The organism is Actinokineospora guangxiensis (genome assembly GCF_042657845.1).
Classification (GTDB): domain Bacteria; phylum Actinomycetota; class Actinomycetes; order Mycobacteriales; family Pseudonocardiaceae; genus Actinokineospora; species Actinokineospora guangxiensis.
The window spans coordinates 420,411-438,491 of sequence record NZ_JBHSKF010000005.1; the positions used below are offsets into that span (position 1 = coordinate 420,411).

Below are 18,081 nucleotides of genomic sequence, written 5' to 3' on the forward strand. Positions count from 1 at the left end.
CGCGTCGGCGTAGACGACCGCCATGCCGCCGTCGGTGGGCTGGGCCTGCATCAGCCGGCCGCGGTGGGCGGTCAGCGCCAGCAGGTCGGGCAGGGAGATCGCCCCCGCCGCGTGGGCGGCGGCCAGCTCGCCGACACTGTGCCCGGCGACCAGGTCCGGCGTGACGCCCCACGACGCCAGCAGGCGGGTGATGGCGACCTGCACGGACACGATCGCGGGCTGCGCGTTCGCCGTGTGCACCAGCTGGTCGCGGGAATCCCCGTACAGCAGGTCGACCAGGTCGCGGCCGAGCAGCTGGGAGCACTCGTCCAGCGCCTCCCGGAACACCGGCTCCGTCAGGTACAGCCCCCGGCCCATGTCCGGGTACTGCGAACCCTGGCCGGTGAACAGGAACGCCACGGGCGGGCGCCGGTTCGCCTGCTTCGCCACGGGCGCGGACCCGTCGGCGATGGCGGCCAGGTCCTTGGCCAGCTCCTCGGCCGAGGAGCCCCGCGCCGCGGCGCGGAAGCGGTGCTCGGCGCGGCCCACGTTCGCGGTGAAGGCGAAGTCGTCCAAAGAGGACTCGGTGGGAACCTTGGCGGCGTAGGCGGCGGCCAGTGCGCGCACGGCCTCCTCGGTGGCCCCGCTGACGCGGACGATGGTGCTGTCCTGCGCCAGTTCGGCGCGCGGCGCCGGGGTGGGCGGCTCCTCCAGCACGACGTGCGCGTTGACCCCGCCCATCCCGAAGGCCGACACCGCCGCCCGCCTCGGGTGCCCAGCCGGCGCGTGCCAGTCGGTGACCCGGTCGGACAGGTAGAACGGCGTGGTCTCGAACTGGATGTGGTCGTTCGGGCGGATCACGTGCGCGGTCGGCGGGATCTTGCGGTGGCGCATCGCCAGCACGACCTTCACCAGGCCCGCGAGGCCCGCGGCGGGCTCAAGGTGGCCGATGTTGGACTTGAGCGAGCCGATCGCGCAGAACTGGGTGCGGTCGGTGTGCTTGCGCCACGCCTTGGTCAGGCCTTCGATCTCGATGGGGTCGCCGAGGCTGGTGCCGGTGCCGTGCGCCTCCATCAGGCCGATGGTGGCGGGGTCGATACCGGCGTCGGCGATGGCCGAGGAGATGACCGACTGCTGGGCGGCGCTGCTGGGCACGGTCAGCCCGCTGGTCCGGCCGCCGTGGTTGACGGCTGTGCCCTTGACGACCGCGTGGACGCGGTCGCCGTCGCGCAGTGCCTCGGCCAGTGGCTTGAGGATCACGGTCACGACACCCTCGCCCGGCACGAACCCGTCCGCCCGGGAGTCGAACGCCCGGGACGCGCCGGAGGGGGAGAAGGACCGCAGCCGCGAGCCCAGCTGGAAGTACTGCGGTGACAGTGCCATGTGGACACCGGACACCACGGCCTGCTCGCATTCGCCCTCGCGCAGGCTCCGCACGGCGGTGTGCAGGGCGACCAGCGAGGACGAGCACAGCGTGTCGATCGTCATGCTCGGGCCGGCCAGGTCCAGGAAGTAGCTGACCCGGTTGGCGAGGATGGCGTTGTGGTTGCCCAGCCCGGCCGCGGTCTGGACGACGTCGCCGACGACCTGGTCGCGGTAGTGCTGGTAGCTGGCCCCGACGAACACGCCGACCTTGCGCCCGGCGATCCGCCCGGAGACGCCCGCGTCCTCCATGGCCCGCCACGCCGACATGATCAGGTGCCGCTGCTGCGGGTCGATCCACTGCGCCTCGGAGGGGGCGATGCGGAAGAACCCGGCGTCGAACCCGGTCAGGTCGTCGATGAAGCCAGCTCGGCGCAGGTAGACGGTGCCGGGGGAGGCGTCGTCGGAGTAGTAGGCGCTGAGGTCCCAGCGGTCCTCGGGGACCTCGGTGAGCGCGTCCTCGCCGTTGAGGACCAGCTGCCAGAGCTCGTCGGGGTCGTCGGCGTTGGGGAACACGCCGTCGAAACCGATGATGGCGATGTCGTGGCCCGGGACGACCGGCCCGCTCGTGCTCTGGGTGAGGGGGTGGGCGTCGGTCTGGTGAGCGACGGGTTCCGCGATGTGGTGGGTGGTGACCGGCTGGAGGCCGGTGTGGTGAGTGGGGGACTCGTCGGTGGGCGGGGTGTGCGCGGTGGGCGGGGCGCCCGCCGCCGGGAGCAGGGCGGGGCCGCTGTCAGCCGAGGAGATGGGTGCGGCCGGGGCCACCTCCGCCGGGAAAGGGTGGGCGCCCGCGGCGGCCGGGGCTCCCGTGACGCCGTAGTTCTCCCGCAGCTCCTCGACCAGGGCTTCGACCGTGCCGACCTCCAGGACGAGGGTCACCGGGATCTCCACGCCGAGCTTGGCGCGGATGTCCTGGGCCAGGGAGACGGCCAGCATCGAGTCCAGGCCCTGCTCCTCCAGCGGCCGGTCCAGCTCCAGGGAGTCCAGATCCGTCTCCAGGGCGTTCGCCACCCACTCGGCCACCGCGTCCACCAACCCCGCCGCCGCACCGACGCCGGGCATGGCGGGCGGCGCACCGACAACTGGAGTTGTCTGGACAGGGGAAGCTGTCTGGACAACGGGAACTGCCTGGACGAACGAAGTTGTCTGGACAGGAATAGTTGTCGGTGGGGCCGGTGGGGCCGGTGGGGGTGCGAGGGGGTGGGCGTGCGGGGCGGCGACGGCTGAGGCGCCGCTGCCGGTCGCCTGGCCGTTGCCGTTGCCATTGCCATTGGGGTGGCCGTTGGCGCTTGCGAGGGCTGGGGTCAGCGGTGTGGTGGGGATCGTCGCGAGGGGGTGGGGTGGGGTGGCGGTGGTGGGGGCGGAGGCGGTGGAGGTGTCGAGGCCCGATGCGGGGGTGACTCGCTTCCACGTGGCGCCGTGGACCTCCACGACCGGGATCGAGCCGTCCATGATCACCAGGTGGGCGGTGATCAGGGCGGCGCCCGGGGCGGCCGGGCGGGCCTGGCGGGCGTAGACGCGGGCGGTGGACGGGACCGGGCCGTGGACGCGCATTCGCTCGATGGCGAAGGGCACGTACAGGCCCTGGGCGCCGCAGGCGGTCAGGGCGACCTGGAACGCGCCGTCGAGCAGGCGGGCGTCGACCACGCCGTGCGTGGTGTCGGCGTGCACCGTGCCGGTGGCGTGGCCGCCGGAGGCCGCCAGGGCCGTCAGGCACCGGTAGCCCGGTCCGTACGCCAGGCCGCCGCGCTCGAACGTCCCGTACAGCTCCGCGAGATCCACCGGCGCGAAACCGGCTTCCGTGGCGGGCGGCACCAGGGCGTCGATGGTGACGTTGTCGTCCACCTTCGCCGTGCACACCACGGCCCCGGAACCGTCGCGGAACACGACGGACGAGGCGTCGAGGTCGCCGGTGAGGGTGGTCGGGGTGAGCACCGCAGCCCGGAAGGTGAGGTCGCGGACGCCGAAGCGGTCGCGGCCCAGCACCCTGGCCACCCGGCTCGGGTAGGCCGCGCCGGGGAGGGTCGGCTTGCCGAGGACGATGTGCTCGTCGGCCTCGAACAGCTCGTCCCAGCCGCGCCGCGGGGTGGCGGGCCGCGCGGGCTCCAGCCACAGGTAGCGCTCCTCGTGCGGGGCGGTCGGGAAGCGCACGCCCGCACCGCGCGGGCGCGCGGGCAGGTCGGCGCCCTGGGTGAAGCGGCGGGCGACGTCCTCCAGCAGCTCGCGGGCGGGCTTCTCCGGCAGCGGGGCCAGCGCGGTCCGCTTGTCCCCGGCGGTGCCGAGGTGCAGGCGGGCGCCGTCGACGCGGGCCAGGAACAGCATCAGCTTGTCGTCGAGCTGCTCGACGGTGTCGACCACGCACGCCAGGCGGTGCTCGCCGAGCGGGCGCTCCTGGCTCGCCGCGCACAGCGCCGCCAGCGGCGGGCAGTACGGGGCGCGCAGCAGCTTCACGAGGCGGTCGGCCAGGGTGCGCAGGCCTTGGGCCGAGCCCGCCGACAGCGTCAGCAGGAACGGGCCTTCGACCTCGGAGATCTTGCGGGGGGCGGCTTCCAGCACGGCGTGCGCGTTCGCGCCGCCGAAGCCGAAGCTGCTGACCCCGGCGACCTTCGGACCCGTCCAGGGGACGAGGCGGTCGGGGACGAACAGTGGCGACTCCTCGAACCGGAACGCCTTGTTGGGGGTGTCCAGGTTCAGCGACGGCGGGATCTGCTCGGCCTGCAGCGCCAGCACGGCCTTGATCAGACCGGCGATGCCCGCGGCGGGCTCCAGGTGCCCGATGTTGGTCTTCACCGACCCGATCGCGACCGACCCGTGGTCCGCCCCGGCCAGCGACGCGCGCAGCGCCTCCAGCTCGATGAGGTCGCCGAGCTGCGTGCCGGTGCCGTGGGCCTCGATGTAGCCGACGCCGGAGCCGTCGATGCCCGAGAGCGCCAGCGCCCGCTTGACCACGGCCTCCTGGGCCACGGCGCTCGGCGCGGTCAGGAAGCCCGCGCTGCCGCCGGTGTGGTTGACGGCGGTGCCGCGCACCACGGCCAGCACCGGGTCGCCGTCGCGCTCGGCGTCGGCCAGGCGCTTGACGATCAGCACGCCGCAGCCCTCGCCGCGGACGTACCCGTCCGCGCCGTGGTCGAACGTGCGGCACACCCCGGTCGGCGACAGCATCCCGCTGCGCACGAACGACCGCGACTTGTACGGCGTCAACACGACGTTCGCCGCCCCGATCACCGCCGCGTCGATCTCCCCGGCCCGCAGGGCCAGCGCCGCCTGGTGCAGCGCGACCAGCGACGACGAGCACGCCGTGTCGATGGCGAAGCTGGCCCCGGACCAGTCGAAGGCGTGCGAGACCCGGTTGGCCAGCAGCGACAGCGCCGTCCCGGTGGCCACATGCGGGTCAGCATGCCCGACGCTGCCCGCGACCAGGTCGGGGAAGTCACTGGCGATCGTTCCGATGTAGACACCGGTGTTCGCCCCGAGTGACACCGCGTCGTGCCCGGCGGACTCCATCGCCTCGTCGGTGACGCTGAGCAGCATCCGCTGCAGCGGGTCGAGCCTGCGCGCCTCGCGGTCGGTCAGCCCGAACCGCTTGGGGTCGAAGTACTCCACCCCGTCGACCCACCCGGCCGGGATCTCGTCGGCGTCGGTCCACAGGTGACCCCATCCGCGGTGCCCCTCGGGCGCCGCGCCGATGGAGGACACCCCCTGGGCGAGGTTCGCCCAGAACTCGTCCGGCGTCGACGCCCCGGGGAACCGGCACGCCATCCCGACGACAGCCAGCTCGTCCCCGCCGCGCTCCGGCCTGTCCACAACCGCCACCTCGACGGTGCGCCTCTCAGCCGCGTCCACATAACCTGGCGGCGGGGGGCCGGACACCTGCGGCGCCGCGGGCACGTGCCCGAGCATCCTGGCGAGCTTGGCGGGGGTGCCGGTGGCGAAGATGCTCGGCGGCGAGACCTCGATTCCCAGCTCACGGCTGAGGTTCGTCGCGGCGATGGTGACGTTGGCCGAGTCGCCGCCGAGGTCGAAGAAGTTGTCCCCGGCCTCGAACACGTCGGTCTTGAGCACCGCGGCGAACACCCGGCAGATGACCTCGGGGAGGTCCGTGCGGGCGCCTGTGGATGATTCCTGCTCACTCTCCGCTGTGGCGATAGACTGGCCGAGGGGCCGCCCCCCAGGGAGTGGTGGGGGCTGCTCTGCGGCCGGCGTGGGCGAAACAGCGGCGGGTACGGGGGTTGCGGACGTGGTTGGCGCTGTTGCGGGGGTGGTGGGGAGGTCCGTGGTGGACGGTTGTGCGGCGGTCGGTGGCGTGGTGACGGTCGGCTGGGAGGTGAGTGGGGTGGCGGCCGGGGGAACTGCCTGGAGAGTGGTGGATGCCGGGAGGGTGGCGACCGGGGAAGTGGCCTGGGAAGTGGTGGAGGTTGGCACGGTGGATGCCGGGAAGGAGGTGGCCTGAGGAGCGGCGGCGGTCGGTTGGGAGGCGGCCGGAGGGGACAGGTCGGCCGACTGCGCGACGGCTGGGGGAGTGGTGGTCGGCTGAGAGTTGGCGACCTGGGTGGTGGGGGTCGGGTGGGCGGTGTTGGTCGGGTCGGGGGTGGTTGAGCGGAGGATGGTGTCGCGGGTGGGGGTGGGCAGCTGCTTGCGGGCGACTTTGCCGTTGTCGGTCAGTGGCAGGGAATCGACGATGACGTAGTTGCTCGGGATCATGTAGTCCGGCAGGCGGTCGGCCAGATGGGTGTCCAGAGTGGACTTGGTCAGGTCGGTGCCGATGAGGTAGGCGGTCAGGCGGGGTTCGCCGCGGTTTTCGAAGGGGATGGCGATGACGACGGCGGCGGAGATGGTGGGCAGGTCCTCGAGGGCCGCTTCGATCTCGCCGGTCTCGATGCGGTTGCCGCGGACCTTGACCTGGCCGTCGGCGCGGCCCAGCCACTCCAGGGCGCCGTCCGGGTGGCGCTTCACCACGTCCCCGGTGCGGTACAGGCGCTCGCCGGTGCTCGGGTGGGTGAGGAAGACCTCGGCGGTGCGCTCGGCGCGGTTGATGTAGCCGCGGGCCAGTTGCGTGCCGGAGAGGTACAGCTCGCCGGTCTCGGCCGGGGAGAAGGCCTCGTCCAGGACGTGCATGTCGACGCCGGGCAGCGGGTCGCCCAGGGGGAGGAAGCCGCCGACGGACTCGACCTTGTGGGTCGACACCCAGATCGTGGCCTCGGTGGGGCCGTAGAGGTTCCACAGGCCGCGGGCCGAGGTCAGCAGGCGCTTGGCGGTGGCGGGCGGCAGCGCCTCGCCGCCGGAGAACACCGTCAGGCCCGAGTGCGGGGTCCACTCGGTGTCCAGCAGCAGCCGCCACAGCGACGGCGTCGCCTGGGCGACGGTGACCCACGACGCCAGCTGGGCCAGCTTGTGCGGGTCGCGCGCCACCTCCCTCGACGCCAGGACTACGGTCGCGCCCCTGGTCAGGGGCAGCAGCAGTTCCAGCAGGGAGATGTCGAAGGCGGTCGTGGTGTGCGCGAGCACCTGGTCATCGGCGGTGACGCCGAGGCGGGCGCCGATGCCAGCCAGGAAGTTCGCCAGCGCGCCGTGCTGGATCTCCACGCCCTTGGGCTCACCGGTCGAGCCGCTGGTGAACAGCACGTAGGCCAGGTCGTCGGCGGAGATCGCGGGCGGGACCGCCATGGCCGCGCCGTTGTCGGCGGGGACCTCCATGGCGGCGCCCAGCGACGCGGCGAACTCCAGGGAGCGGGCGTCGGCCAGGATCAGGTCGCACTCGGCGACCTCGACGTAGCGGCTCAGGCGCTCCACCGGGTAGTTGGCGTCCAGCGGCAGGAACGCCGCGCCCGCCTTGAGCACGCCCAGCATCGCGGGCAGCAGCTCGGGGCCGCGCTCGGTGAGCACGCCCACCACGCAGCCCGCCCCGATGCCCTCGGAGTACAGGCGCGCGGCGATCGCGTCCGACCACGACACCAGCCGGTCGTAGCTGAGATCGCCCGCGCCCGCGCGCACGGCGATGGCCGACGGCTCGCCGGTGATCAGCTCCAGCACCGAGGCGGGCGCGGTGCGCACCTCCTCCTCCAGCGTGCCGTAGCCGGGGGACAGGTCGCCGTAGCGCAGCGCGTCGAGCGCCAGCTCCTCCACCCGATCGGCGAAGTCGAGCGCCTCGTCCCCGGACATCGCGGTCTCGCGCACGCACACCACCGGCGGGCCCGCCGACAGGCTCAGCAGGGCGAACTCGGTGTCGCGCTCGGCGGAGGCCTCCTCGTCCGGGCCGCGCTGCAGGACCATCACCCTGGTGAAGGTCGGCCCGTCCGCGCCGATCGGCCGCTGGGCCAGGCCCATCCGCACGGCCAGGTCGGTGGCATAGCCGCGCTTGGCCGCCGCCTCGGCCAGCCCGGCCGACAGGTCGCCGCCGACGCTGAAGCGCACCGGCACCCGGTCGGCCGCCAGGCCGTGGGTCGCCTCGTGCCGCTGGCGCAGCGCGGTCGTCGAGAAGCCGAAGTCGAACTCGTCGGCGCCCATGTGCTCGGCGAGGACGGTCAGGAACGCCTGGACGAACACCTCGCGCTCGGCGTCCGACGCCGGCGAGTACGCCAGCTCGTAGCGGCTGTAGTGCGAGGTCGCCGCGGAGAAGTCCGCGGCGGGCACCGGGGCGGGCCGCAGCGCCGCGAGGCGCTTGCGCCACCACGGCTCGTGCCTGCGCAGCGCCGCCAGCTCGTCGGCGATCGCGGTGATCAGCTCCGGCGAGGCCGTCGGCATCTTCTGGCCGGGGGAGATCCCGAGCCGCTGCGCCGCGGCGCGGCCGGTGATCGTGGCGCCCTCGATGTCGGTGAAGTCGCTGAACACCAGGTCGGCCTCCGGCGTGGCCACCTTCAGCGCCGACTCCGAGGCGGAGACGGCGATGGTGTCGGCGCGCTTCTCCTCGCGCGGGACGGCCCGCACCTGCCCGGTCAGCACCGCGCCCTGGTCGGTGACCAGCGCCGGGATGCCCAGCGGGTTCGGGAAGGCGCCGAAGTCGTGGGCCTTGGAGATCCGGTCGGCCTCGGCGGCGTCGGTGCCCGCGTGGATGAGGCCGGGCATGCGGTCGTGGCGCATGAAGAAGCCGCGTGCGCGGCCCGCGGTGTCGACCGGCTCGGGCAGGGTGCCCGCGACGATGTGCGGGACCAGCTCGTCGAACAGGGCGATACCCGCCTCGGCGGCCTCGTAGGTCAGCGACAGCGCCGTCGAGTGCTCGCGCACCGGGAACCAGCGCTCCAGCAGCACCGGGCCCGCGTCGACCTCGGGGGCCATCACGTGCCAGGTGGCGGCGTGCTTGCGCTCGCCGCGGTAGAGCGCCCAGGCGGCGACGTGGCTGCCGCTGTAGGTGGGCAGCGGGCCGTCGTGGAAGTTGATCGCCGCCACCCTCGGCAGGGCGAGGACGTCGGCCTTGAGGATGCGGAAGTTGACGGTGCTGAACAGGAAGTCCACCGGGCACTCGGTCAGCAGGGCGACCAGGTCGCCGCGCGGGTCGAGCACGGGCACGCCGCGCTCGGCGGCCCAGCGGGCCACCGCGGGGTCCTCGGAGAGCACCCCCTCGACGCGCACGCCCGCGTCGATCAGGCGCGCGGTGGTGCTGATCAGCACCCGCGTGCTTCCGATCACGAAGCAGTTCGTCACGTCACTTCTCCGTTCCGGACTCGGCGGCGTCGCAGGTGTGCTTGGCGACCCAGCCGTCGATCTGGGCGACGACCTCCTCGTCGAAGGACAGCTGCCCCGGCACCCACATCGGGTTCGACAGGCCGCGGTGGGTGCGCTCGCACAGCTCCCAGTCCTCGTAGTTCGCCTTGTCCCACAGGGCGAACACGGCCTCGTGCGAGAAGTCTGGCTTGGCGGTCTCGTTCGGGTGGAACAGCCAGAAGTGGCGGACCGTGCAGGTGCCCGGCGACTCCGGCCACACCCACTGCGCCATCACGTAGTCGGCGGTGAAGCCGAACAGCAGGTTCGGCATGATGGAGATCCAGTTGATCTTCTTGAGGTCGCCCGGCGGGATGTTCGGCATCGGCTCGCGGTTGCTCAGGCCGGTCATCGACACCGAGTTGAACTTCTCCCTGATCTGCTGCCAGGCGCCGACGATGTCGCCTTCGAGGGTGTAGGTGCCCGCGTCGTCGAAGTCGGTGATCTTGTGCAGGTCCTTGTGCGCGGTGGGGAAGTGCAGCGACTCGTTGACGTTGTGCGCCACCAGCTTCCAGTTGGAGGCGACCGGGTAGTCCTTGGACTGCACGCACTCCAGCTTGTCCAGGTCGTAGACCTCGGCGAACTTGCCGAACTCGCCGAGGGTCTCGTCCAGGTCCGGGGCGTCGTCGCCGGCGAAGCAGACGAACACCATGCCGTAGCGGACCTCGGTGCGGATCTTCAGCAGGCCGTTCTTCTCCTTGTCGAAGAAGTGGTCCAGGTAGGTGCCGTTGAGGCTCTTGAGCGCGCCGTTGCGGTCGTACACCCAGCAGTGGTAGATGCAGACCACGCTCTGGCGCTTGCCCTGCGCCTCCTCGACCAGCTTGTAGCCGCGGTGGCGGCAGTAGTTGTGGAAGGCCTGGATCCCGTTGTCGCCGTTGATCAGCAGGATCGAGCTCGTGCCGATGTTCAGCGTCGCGTACTGGCCCTTCTCCTTGAAGCGGGACACGTGGTCCACCGGCAGCCAACGCTTGCCGTAGATCTTCTCCATCTCTAAGCGGTACTGCTCCTCGCCCGTGTAGAAGGCGTGGGAACGACCGCGGCCACCGGTGTCGAAGTAGGACCTCTCGCCGTCCTGCTCGCTGATGAGGTCGAACATGCTGTCGGTCATCTGCTATGGCTCCCTAGAAAGAAAGAAGGGGTCCGGCACCGATGGGGTGGGGTTGGCTGCCGGGGAACACGTGGTCGGGGATAGGTTTCTCAGGCTGCCGCTTCGGTCGCGCCCGGGTCGTAGAGGCGCTTGGCCTCCGGCACCCCGGCGTCGTTGTAGATCTGCTCCAGCGCTTCGGGGGCGAAGATCTCGTAGTCCGGGACGCCGCCCGCGATCAGGCCGAGCATCTTGTTGGTCCAGTGCTGGGTCTTGCCGATGGCGCCCAGCACCGTCTCGAAGAACGGCGGCAGGCTCAGCTCGGCCATCATCGTGGTGAAGTCGTAGACACCCGCGCTCTCCTCGTCGCGGTGCTGGTGGTACTCGGCCAGCGCCTCGGCCATCGGCCGCACGCCGGACAGGCCCTCGTTGACCCGGTCGGCGAGCATGTCGCCGTGCAGGAAGGCGTCGGTGATGCCCCAGCCGGTGAACGGGTCCTTGTGGTAGCCGGCGTCGCCGACCAGCGCCCACCCCGGGCCCCACGGCTGCCGGTAGTAGTTGTCCGGGTAGCGCATCGGGCGCAGCGGCTCCTCGCGCCTGGCCAGCTCGCGGAACTGCCTGCCCATCTCCGGCTCGACGTCGTCGATGGTCGCGGCGAACTGGGCCTCCGGGTCGGCGCGGAAGGTCTTGAGCTGCGCCTTGGAGGCGATGGTCGCCACCATGTTCAGCCCGCCGTTGGTGGGCCAGGTGCCGAACCAGCGCTCGGAGAAGCCGGTCTTGTGGTGCAGGCCCCAGTCCTCAAGGCCGCTGTAGTAGGAGTAGTAGATGAAGCCCGAGGCCGGGCGCACGTTGTAGGTCTGGGCGCCGACCTTCCTGGCGATGAGCGAATGCGTGCCGTCGGCGCCGATGACGATGGTCGAGCGGAACTCCCGCTCCGGGCCGTCGCCCTGGCGCCCGCGCACGCCGCACACCGCGCCGTCGTCGCCGAAGACGACGTCGGTGACGGTGAATCCCTCGATGACCTCGGCGCCCGCCCGGCGGGCGGCGTTGACCAGGATCTCGTCCAGCACGATGCGGCGCGGGCAGTAGACGGCGTCGATGCCGTCGATGGGGTCGGCGAACCCGATCAGGTCGATGCCGGTGAACCGGAAGTTCATCTGCCGGATCGCGGGCGTGCCCGCGGCGATGACCTCGTCCAGCAGACCCCAGTCCTGTAGCTTCGACAGTCCGGCCTGATGGATGTAGTGCGTCGAGACCACGTCGCTGGGGAACGACGCCCGGTCAACCACGAGAACCCGGTGGCCCGCCTGCGCCAGGCGCATGGCCACCGGGGACCCGGAGACCCGGGCGCCGACAACGATAACGTCGTACATTTCCACCTCTGGTGATGTGTGAGGGCATGCCGAACAGGGCTGTGACCACTCGGCCCAGCCGGTTTTCCACGGGGGTTACGCGGCGCGGTTGCCGCTGGAGGGGGCCTCTCGGGTGGTCATGGGAAAACGGTAGGGAGCGCGGCTCGATCGAGCCATTACGCGCGAGGTAATGCAGACTTGACCAATGCGCTTCGCCGATCGGGCCGAAGCGGGCCGCGCCCTGGCGCGGGCGCTGCTGCCGCTGCGGCCCTATGCCCCCGTCGTCCTGGGCCTGCCCCGCGGCGGGGTGCCCGTCGCCGCCGAGGTCGCCGCCCACCTGGAGGCCGACCTCGACGTGGTCGTCGTGCGCAAGGTGGGCGCACCCGGGAACGCCGAGCTGGCCGTCGGCGCGGTCGGGGAGCAGGGGGTGACGGTGCGCGTCGACGCGGTGCTCGCCGACCTGGGCATCGCGTGGGAGGACGTCGCCGACACGGTGCGCCGCGAGCGCGCGGCCGTGCGAGCGCGGTCGGCGGCGCTGCGCGGGGACACCGAGCCGGTCGACCTGGCGCACCGGATGGCGGTCCTGGTCGACGACGGCGTCGCCACCGGGGCGACGATGGCCGCGGCAGTGCGGGTGGTGCGCGGCCGGGGCGCCACGGGGGTGGTCGTCGCCACGCCGGTCGCGCCGCCGGGAGCCGGGGAGCGGCTGGGCACCGACGCGTTCATCTGCCTCAGCTCGCCGCGCCGCTTCACCTCGGTGGGGCAGTGGTACGCCGACTTCACCCAGGTCGGCGACGCGGAGGTCAGGGCGCTGCTGGAGGCCTGGGCCACGGGGTCGACTGCTCCAGCCGCAGGCCGGGCTGCTCGCCCATGACCTCCAGCAGCCTGCGCAGCGACGGCGGCGGGTTGTGCAGCACCAGGTCGCCGCCGACCAGTCCGGCCGCCGCCTCGACCAGCGCCGCCGCGCCCCAGACGTCGACGAAGTCCATCTCGGACAGGTCCAGGTGGACGTCCCCGGACGCCTGGCGGCACAGCGCGCGCAGCAGTTCGGCGAAGTCAGGGCGGTTGCGGAGGTCCGCGTGTCCGTGCAGGCGCTGGTGGTCCGGTTCGGTCACGGCCGCGCGTCCGTCCGTACGGGTGTGCTGGCGGCCACGGCGTCCCCTTCGGCGTGGTGAGGCCTCGGCCGAGGACTCCCGACCGAGTGACCGGGAGCCTACGCGGGCCGCCCGGCCGGGAACCGGGTCCAAAGACCTCACCCGGGCATAGGGGGTGCAAAGGTGCCGGGCCCGCCGGTGGCGAGGTGCGGCACGCCCGATCCGGGCGACCCCCGCGGAACGGCCGTCGGCGGGGTTTCGGGTGGTCGCGGTCCCTACGCTTCCATAGTGGACTCATCAGGGGAGGTCCGCAGGCGCGGCAGCGTGACGGTGAAGGCGGTCCTGCCCGGTCCGCTCGCCACCGACACCCGGCCGCCGTGGGCGGTGACGACGGCGGAGACGATGGCCAGGCCCAGCCCGGTGCTGCCCGCCGCGCGGGAGCGGGACGTGTCGCCGCGGGCGAAGCGCTCGAAGACGGTGGGCAGCAGGTCGGGCGGGATTCCGGGGCCGTCGTCGGTGACGGTCAGGGTGGCCGCGGCGCCGGAGTCGGCCAGGGCGGTCCAGACCGTGGCGCCCGGCGGGGTGTGGGTGCGCGCGTTGGCGAGCAGGTTCGCCAGCACCTGGTGCAGGCGGGCGTCGTCGCCGGGGACCACGACCGGCTCGGCGGGCAGGTCGAGGCGCCAGCGGTGGTCGGGGCCCGCGACCTGGGCGTCGCCGACCGCGGTCACCACCAGCGCGGACAGGTCGACCGGCTCGCGAAGCAAGGGGCGGCCGGAGTCCAGGCGGGCCAGCAGCAGGAGGTCTTCGACCAGCGCCGCCATCCGCGCCGACTCCGAGTCCACCCGGCTCAGGGCGTGGGCGACCTCGGCGGGGACATCGGCGGGGCGGCGGGCCAGTTCGGTGTAGCCGCGGATGGCCGCCAGCGGGGTGCGCAGCTCGTGGCTGGCGTCGGCGACGAACTGGCGGACCCTGGTCTCGCTGTCGTGGCGGGCGGCGAGGGCGCCGCCGACGTGGTCGAGCAGGCGGTTGAGCGCGTCGCCGACCTTGCCGACCTCGGTGCGCGGGTCGGTGTCCTCGACGGGCACCCGGTCGGGCAGCGCCACCTCGCCCTCGTGCAGCGGCAGCTGGGCGACGCGCTGCGCCGTCGCCGCCATGCGGTCCAGCGGGCGCAGCGCGCGCCGCACCAGCAGCACGCCGGTCACCCCGGCGACGGCCACCCCGATCAGCGAGATCCCGCCGAGGGCCAGCCCGACGGTCCACAGCGTGTCGTCCACCTCCGCCATGGGCAGACCGACGACCACCGTCGCCGAGCCCGCGCGGAAGGCCACCACCCGGTACGCGCCGCGGTCGCCGAGGTCGACGGTGCGGGGGGAGGGGGTGGGGCCGACCTCGGCGAGCGGTGCGATCCCCGGCTCGTCGCTGATGTCGCTGAGCAGCCGCCGCGGACCGCTGAGCCCGTGGACCTGGGCGACCATCCGCCCGTCGACCACCGCGGCCTCGATCGTGCCCGAGGGCTGGGGCGGGTCGTCCAGGCGCGCCGGGCCGCCGGACGGGCGCGCCTGGACGAGGGCGCGGGTGCGGTCGGCGGCCTCGCGCAGGTCGCCGTCCAGGCGGGTGAGCAGGAACGCGCGCAGCGACAGCATCACCGCCAGGCCGATGACCAGGCACACCATCGCCAGCAGCACCGTCTGCTCGGCGATCAGCCGCGCCCGCAGCGACCTACCCCGGCTTGATCGCATACCCGGCGCCCCGCAGGGTGTGGATCATCGGGGACCGGCCCGCGTCGATCTTCTTGCGCAGGTAGGAGATGTACAGCTCGACGATGTTGGCCTGCCCGCCGAAGTCGTACTTCCACACCCGGTCGAGGATCTGCGCCTTGCTCAGCACCCGGCGCGGGTTGCGCATCAGGAAGCGCAGCAGCTCGAACTCGGTGGCCGTCAGCGCGATCTCGGCGTCGCCGCGGCGGACCTCGCGGGTGTCCTCGTCCAGGGTGAGGTCGCCGACGGCCAGCAGCCTGCGCCCGCCCGCCTCGGCCGCGCCCGCGCGGCGCAGCAGCGCGCGCAGGCGAAGCACCAGCTCCTCGATGCTGAACGGCTTGGTCACGTAGTCGTCGCCGCCCGCGGCGAGCCCGGCGATGCGGTCCTCGACGGCGTCCTTGGCGGTGAGGAACAGCACCGGCATCTCGGCGGTGTCGGCGCGCAGGCGGCGCAGGACCTCGGTGCCGTCGACGTCGGGGAGCATCACGTCGAGCACCACCGCGTCGGGGCGGAACTCGCGCGCGGCCCTGACCGCGGACCGGCCGTCGGCGGCGGCGCGGACGTCCCAGCCCTCGTAGCGCAGGGCGATGGTCACCAGCTCGGCGAGCGTGGGCTCGTCGTCCACGACGAGGACGCGCACCGGGGCGCCGTCGGGCCTGCGCAGGGGGCTTCGCGCGGTCATGGCTCCATGGTGGGGGCAGTTCCTGTGCGCCGCCTGTGCGGGGCGCACAGCGGGCTCACAGGGTGGACGGCGACCGTGGGGGGACCACGACAGGGAGGACTTCCGATGACCGAGACCCCGCAGCCGCCGGATGAGCGCGACCAGCCCCGGCCCGCTGCCCCGGACCCCGTCCCGCCGTCCGCCGCGGGTCCGTCGAAGTGGAACTGGCGCAAGACCGCCGTCGTCGCGGCGGTCGCCGTGGGCATCGCAGGGGCGGGCGGCGCCGTTGTCTGGGCGGCGGTGCCCCATCACGACCGCGGTCCCGGTGGGGCGGTGGAGCGGATGGGGCCCGCGGGACCGATGGGGCCCGCGGGACCGATGGGGCGTGTGGGACCGATGGGGCGTGTGGTGCTGCATGGCGAGTCTGTGGTCGAGGACCGGAACGGCGACTACGTCACCCGGCTCGTGCAGACCGGCGAGGTCACCGCCATCTCCGACACCGAGGTCACGGCGCGCAGCGAGGACGGTTACACCAAGACCTACGCGGTCACGTCCGAGACGAGGGTCGACTCCATCGAGGTCGGTGACGACGCCGTGATCGTCGCGACGGTCGTCGACGGCACGGCTACCGCCGAGATGGTCGTGGAACCGGGCGGGGCGGGACGCCGGGGGCCCGGTCCGGGCGGCCGGTGACCTACTTGTCGACCGGGTCGACCACCTTCGAGGCGGCGGCGATGATCGACCACAGCGGACTGCGCGTCTTCTCGTAGTACACCCGCCGGTTCGCGGGCTCGCGGTACTCGGTGAGCATGCCCAGGTCCACGAGCCTCGTCAGCTCGACACCCGTCGCCGACTGGGCGATCACGGTCTTGGGCGGCTCGGACTGGAAGAAGCGCGGGCCCGCGTGCTGGTGGATCCAGAGGGCCAGGCGCAGCCTGCTCGGCCTGCCGAACAGCAGCCTGCCCACGTCACCGGCGTCCATCGCACTCCTGACCTCGCAAGTCCCTATCCAGTTTCAAGATAGCCGGGGAGTGGAGGGTGGGGCAATGTCCGCGCTCGAGTCAGTGGCATGTTCTCTTGGCTTCACTACGCGCATACCATTATCTAGATAATGGGCCTTGTGGTAGTGGAGGGGCGGTGGGGCGAAGGCTGGGGGATGAGGGCGCCCAGTTTGGGTGTGGCAAACCGCAACAAGCGCAAGGAAAGGGAGTGACGGGTGCCTGTCGCAGGGAAGGGGCGGCGGAGGCCTGTCGGAAGGTGTCAGCGGACGCCTGCCGGGCGGAACTGGATGCTGATGCGGGGGCCGACCGGTTTCGTCGTCTTGGGGATGGAGTGGTCCCAGGCGCGCTGGCAGTCGCCGCCCATCACGAGGAGGTCGCCGTGGCCCTGGGGGTGGCGGGAGGTGGGGGAGCCGCCGTCGCGGGGGCGCAGGAGGAGGGGGCGCGAAGCGCCGACCGAGAGGATGGCCACGTGGGTGTCGTCGGTGGCGCCCCGGCCGAGTCGGTCGCCGTGCCAGGCGACGCTGTCGCGGCCGTCGCGGTAGTAGCAGAGGCCCGCCGTGGTGAACTCGGTGTCGTAGTGCTCCGACAGGGCGGTGCGGGCCGTTGTCAGGATCGGGTGGGGCAGGGGAGTGGTGAAGAATGCGAGAAGGCGGGGAACGGTGACGACGCCGTCGTACATACGTCGGGTTTCCGAGCGCCACTGCACCGATTCGGAAAGGTGCGTGAAGAGGGAATCGGCGCCGGAAAGCCAGCCGGGGAGAAGATCGATCCAGGCGGTCGCCGACAGGGGGACGCGGCGGATTCCGGTCAGCGGGGCCACTTCCGGATCATCCTGGCCGTCGAAGAGGGAGGCCTGGAGGGGCAGGGGCATGGGGCCAGGGTATCGTTGTTGTCGAACGTATGTGCGGTGAATCGATTAGTTAACAGAGTCGACGTCATCTCGTCAGTGAGTTTGCGCACAACCGCGTTAGGGTATCCGGTGGTGCCGCCACCCCAGACGAATCGAGGCCGCCCCTCATGACTCTCATGTCCACACCAGACCTGCCACGGACCGCGCTCGCCGACGTCATCTTCCACCGGGTTCACTTCCCCGTCCAGCGCCCCGCCGACCGGCCGCTGGTGGGTACTCGCCTCGCGGTTGCCCTGGACAGGGCCCTTGTCGACCTCGCGGCTCCTGGTGCCGGTGCCGAACTCGCCGCGGGCCTGGCCTGGACGGCCGCCCTGGGGGAGACCTGTCTGCTGGCCCGCGCCGTGGCCGACGTGCGGGCGGGTGTCGACGCCCTCCGCGACGGCGATCTGGGGGGCGCGGCGAAGGCGCTGGAGTCCGCCCGGGCCGACCTGCCGACGCCGTGAGCGTCCACTCTGGATCTCACCCACCAGGGTGGCCCACAGTGCGCGTCGGGCCGGTCCGTTCCATGCTCCCTGCCAAGCGGCTCGCATCGGCGCGGGCCGACATCCCAGGAGCCATCATGACCCGCCAGTTGGACGCCCCGCCCGTGCTCGGCTCGCCGTCACCCGGCCTGGATCTGCGTCGTGCCGTCGAGGCCGCGCTGAGTGAGCTGGACTCGCCCGCGGCCCGGCGTGACCGGGTGGCCGACGACCTGCTCGGGGCGCTTGCCCGGACTGCGGCGATCGGCGACACGTGTGTGGTTCTGCCTGCTGCTGAAGCGGTGGGGTTGGCTCGCAGGCAGTTGCGGGTGGGGCGGGTGGATGCGGCTCACACGGCGTTGACCGGGGCTTTGGAGCTGCTCACGCGGCGTCGGTGACGGGTTCTCGCCGGCAGGTTGTCTGGTGGATAGGTGGACGGCGGTTGTCCCCGGGTGGGGGCGGCCGCCGTTCGCGTTCGGGGTGGCTGGGGCTGTCCACAGGAGGTGGGTTGACCTGGTGGTTCCTGGGATCGGGTCGCGAGCAGGCGGTTCGGGGAGTGTGGGGGCGGCTGGTGGGGAGGTGGCGGGGTCGGCGGGCTGGTGGTTGGTGGTCGCGCCGCCGTAGTTGATCGACACCGACAGGTTCAGGTAGAAGAATCCGTCCTTGTA

At 72.5% G+C, this 18,081-nt stretch carries 12 protein-coding genes (1 of these 12 cut by a window edge); 4 read left to right on the plus strand and 8 right to left on the minus strand.

Annotated elements, in window-relative coordinates; genetic code table 11:
• The 3 genes from ACFPM7_RS14300 to ACFPM7_RS14310 all read right to left on the minus strand — a co-directional run.
• Nucleotides 1-9,039, minus strand: the 5' portion of a protein-coding gene (locus ACFPM7_RS14300) for an amino acid adenylation domain-containing protein (RefSeq protein WP_378247952.1). 714 nt of this gene lie to the left of the window's left edge; the window shows 9,039 of its 9,753 coding nt (coding positions 1-9,039); the start codon lies at nucleotides 9,037-9,039; the stop codon falls past the left edge of the window.
• A 1-nt stretch (nucleotide 9,040) separates the two neighbouring features.
• Complete coding sequence (locus ACFPM7_RS14305; RefSeq protein ID WP_378247954.1) at nucleotides 9,041-10,204, minus strand: aromatic ring-hydroxylating oxygenase subunit alpha; 1,164 nt, start codon at nucleotides 10,202-10,204, stop codon at nucleotides 9,041-9,043.
• Between the two features lie 89 nt (nucleotides 10,205-10,293).
• Entirely contained in the window at nucleotides 10,294-11,553 is a 1,260-nt protein-coding gene (locus ACFPM7_RS14310) for an NAD(P)/FAD-dependent oxidoreductase (RefSeq protein WP_378247956.1), read from the minus strand.
• Nucleotides 11,554-11,737: 184 nt separating this feature from the next.
• Between ACFPM7_RS14310 and ACFPM7_RS14315 the strand changes: the two genes are divergently transcribed.
• Nucleotides 11,738-12,406 carry a phosphoribosyltransferase gene (locus tag ACFPM7_RS14315; protein WP_378247958.1) on the plus strand — a complete coding sequence of 223 codons (669 nt, stop codon included), beginning with the start codon at nucleotides 11,738-11,740 and terminating at the stop codon, nucleotides 12,404-12,406.
• Here ACFPM7_RS14315 and ACFPM7_RS14320 read toward each other — a convergent pair.
• The 3 genes from ACFPM7_RS14320 to ACFPM7_RS14330 all read right to left on the minus strand — a co-directional run bounded on the left by ACFPM7_RS14320 (nucleotide 12,336) and on the right by ACFPM7_RS14330 (nucleotide 15,065).
• A complete protein-coding gene (locus ACFPM7_RS14320) occupies nucleotides 12,336-12,647 on the minus strand; it encodes an STAS domain-containing protein (RefSeq protein WP_378247960.1) in 312 nt (103 codons plus the stop codon). The two genes, ACFPM7_RS14315 and ACFPM7_RS14320, sit on opposite strands and share 71 nt — an antisense overlap.
• A gap of 254 nt (nucleotides 12,648-12,901) precedes the next feature.
• Nucleotides 12,902-14,365 carry a sensor histidine kinase gene (locus ACFPM7_RS14325; protein WP_378247962.1) on the minus strand — a complete coding sequence of 488 codons (1,464 nt, stop codon included), beginning with the start codon at nucleotides 14,363-14,365 and terminating at the stop codon, nucleotides 12,902-12,904.
• Nucleotides 14,346-15,065, minus strand: coding sequence for a response regulator transcription factor (locus ACFPM7_RS14330; protein ID WP_378247964.1), 720 nt, complete (start codon nucleotides 15,063-15,065; stop codon nucleotides 14,346-14,348). The genes ACFPM7_RS14325 and ACFPM7_RS14330 overlap by 20 nt, the downstream gene beginning before the upstream one ends.
• A 105-nt stretch (nucleotides 15,066-15,170) precedes the next feature.
• On the opposite strand from ACFPM7_RS14330, the gene ACFPM7_RS14335 reads away from it, so the two are divergent.
• Nucleotides 15,171-15,737: a hypothetical protein gene (locus ACFPM7_RS14335; RefSeq protein WP_378247966.1), complete on the plus strand. Its 567-nt coding sequence runs from the start codon at nucleotides 15,171-15,173 to the stop codon at nucleotides 15,735-15,737.
• Between the two features lies 1 nt (nucleotide 15,738).
• Here the strand turns inward: ACFPM7_RS14335 and ACFPM7_RS14340 are convergent, their stop codons facing one another.
• Together ACFPM7_RS14340 and ACFPM7_RS14345 are read right to left on the minus strand one after the other, a co-directional pair.
• On the minus strand, nucleotides 15,739-16,026 hold the full coding sequence (locus tag ACFPM7_RS14340; protein WP_378247968.1) for a hypothetical protein: 288 nt from the start codon (nucleotides 16,024-16,026) through the stop codon (nucleotides 15,739-15,741).
• A gap of 278 nt (nucleotides 16,027-16,304) precedes the next feature.
• Nucleotides 16,305-16,916, minus strand: a complete 612-nt coding sequence (locus ACFPM7_RS14345; protein ID WP_378247970.1) for an alpha-ketoglutarate-dependent dioxygenase AlkB — start codon at nucleotides 16,914-16,916, stop codon at nucleotides 16,305-16,307.
• Nucleotides 16,917-17,071: 155 nt separating this feature from the next.
• Here ACFPM7_RS14345 and ACFPM7_RS14350 point away from each other — a divergent pair, with 155 nt between their 5' ends.
• Together ACFPM7_RS14350 and ACFPM7_RS14355 are read left to right on the plus strand one after the other, a co-directional pair.
• The gene (locus ACFPM7_RS14350; RefSeq protein ID WP_378247972.1) at nucleotides 17,072-17,398 is read left to right on the plus strand and encodes a hypothetical protein; all 327 of its coding nucleotides are present in this window, start codon (nucleotides 17,072-17,074) and stop codon (nucleotides 17,396-17,398) included.
• Nucleotides 17,399-17,514: 116 nt separating this feature from the next.
• On the plus strand, nucleotides 17,515-17,811 hold the full coding sequence (locus ACFPM7_RS14355; RefSeq protein ID WP_378247974.1) for a hypothetical protein: 297 nt from the start codon (nucleotides 17,515-17,517) through the stop codon (nucleotides 17,809-17,811).
• Nucleotides 17,812-18,081: the final 270 nt, after the last annotated feature.

Excerpts from the sequence above, each read along its gene's own strand:
- ACFPM7_RS14305 (WP_378247954.1), bottom strand. The coding sequence starts at position 10,204 with ATGACCGACAGCATGTTCGACCTCATCAGCGAGCAGGACGGCGAGAGG.
- ACFPM7_RS14310 (WP_378247956.1), bottom strand. The coding sequence starts at position 11,553 with ATGTACGACGTTATCGTTGTCGGCGCCCGGGTCTCCGGGTCCCCGGTG.
- ACFPM7_RS14315 (WP_378247958.1), top strand. The coding sequence starts at position 11,738 with ATGCGCTTCGCCGATCGGGCCGAAGCGGGCCGCGCCCTGGCGCGGGCG.
- ACFPM7_RS14325 (WP_378247962.1), bottom strand. The coding sequence starts at position 14,365 with ATGCGATCAAGCCGGGGTAGGTCGCTGCGGGCGCGGCTGATCGCCGAG.
- ACFPM7_RS14330 (WP_378247964.1), bottom strand. The coding sequence starts at position 15,065 with ATGACCGCGCGAAGCCCCCTGCGCAGGCCCGACGGCGCCCCGGTGCGC.
- ACFPM7_RS14335 (WP_378247966.1), top strand. The coding sequence starts at position 15,171 with ATGACCGAGACCCCGCAGCCGCCGGATGAGCGCGACCAGCCCCGGCCC.
- ACFPM7_RS14340 (WP_378247968.1), bottom strand. The coding sequence starts at position 16,026 with ATGGACGCCGGTGACGTGGGCAGGCTGCTGTTCGGCAGGCCGAGCAGG.
- ACFPM7_RS14345 (WP_378247970.1), bottom strand. The coding sequence starts at position 16,916 with ATGCCCCTGCCCCTCCAGGCCTCCCTCTTCGACGGCCAGGATGATCCG.
- ACFPM7_RS14350 (WP_378247972.1), top strand. The coding sequence starts at position 17,072 with ATGTCCACACCAGACCTGCCACGGACCGCGCTCGCCGACGTCATCTTC.
- ACFPM7_RS14355 (WP_378247974.1), top strand. The coding sequence starts at position 17,515 with ATGACCCGCCAGTTGGACGCCCCGCCCGTGCTCGGCTCGCCGTCACCC.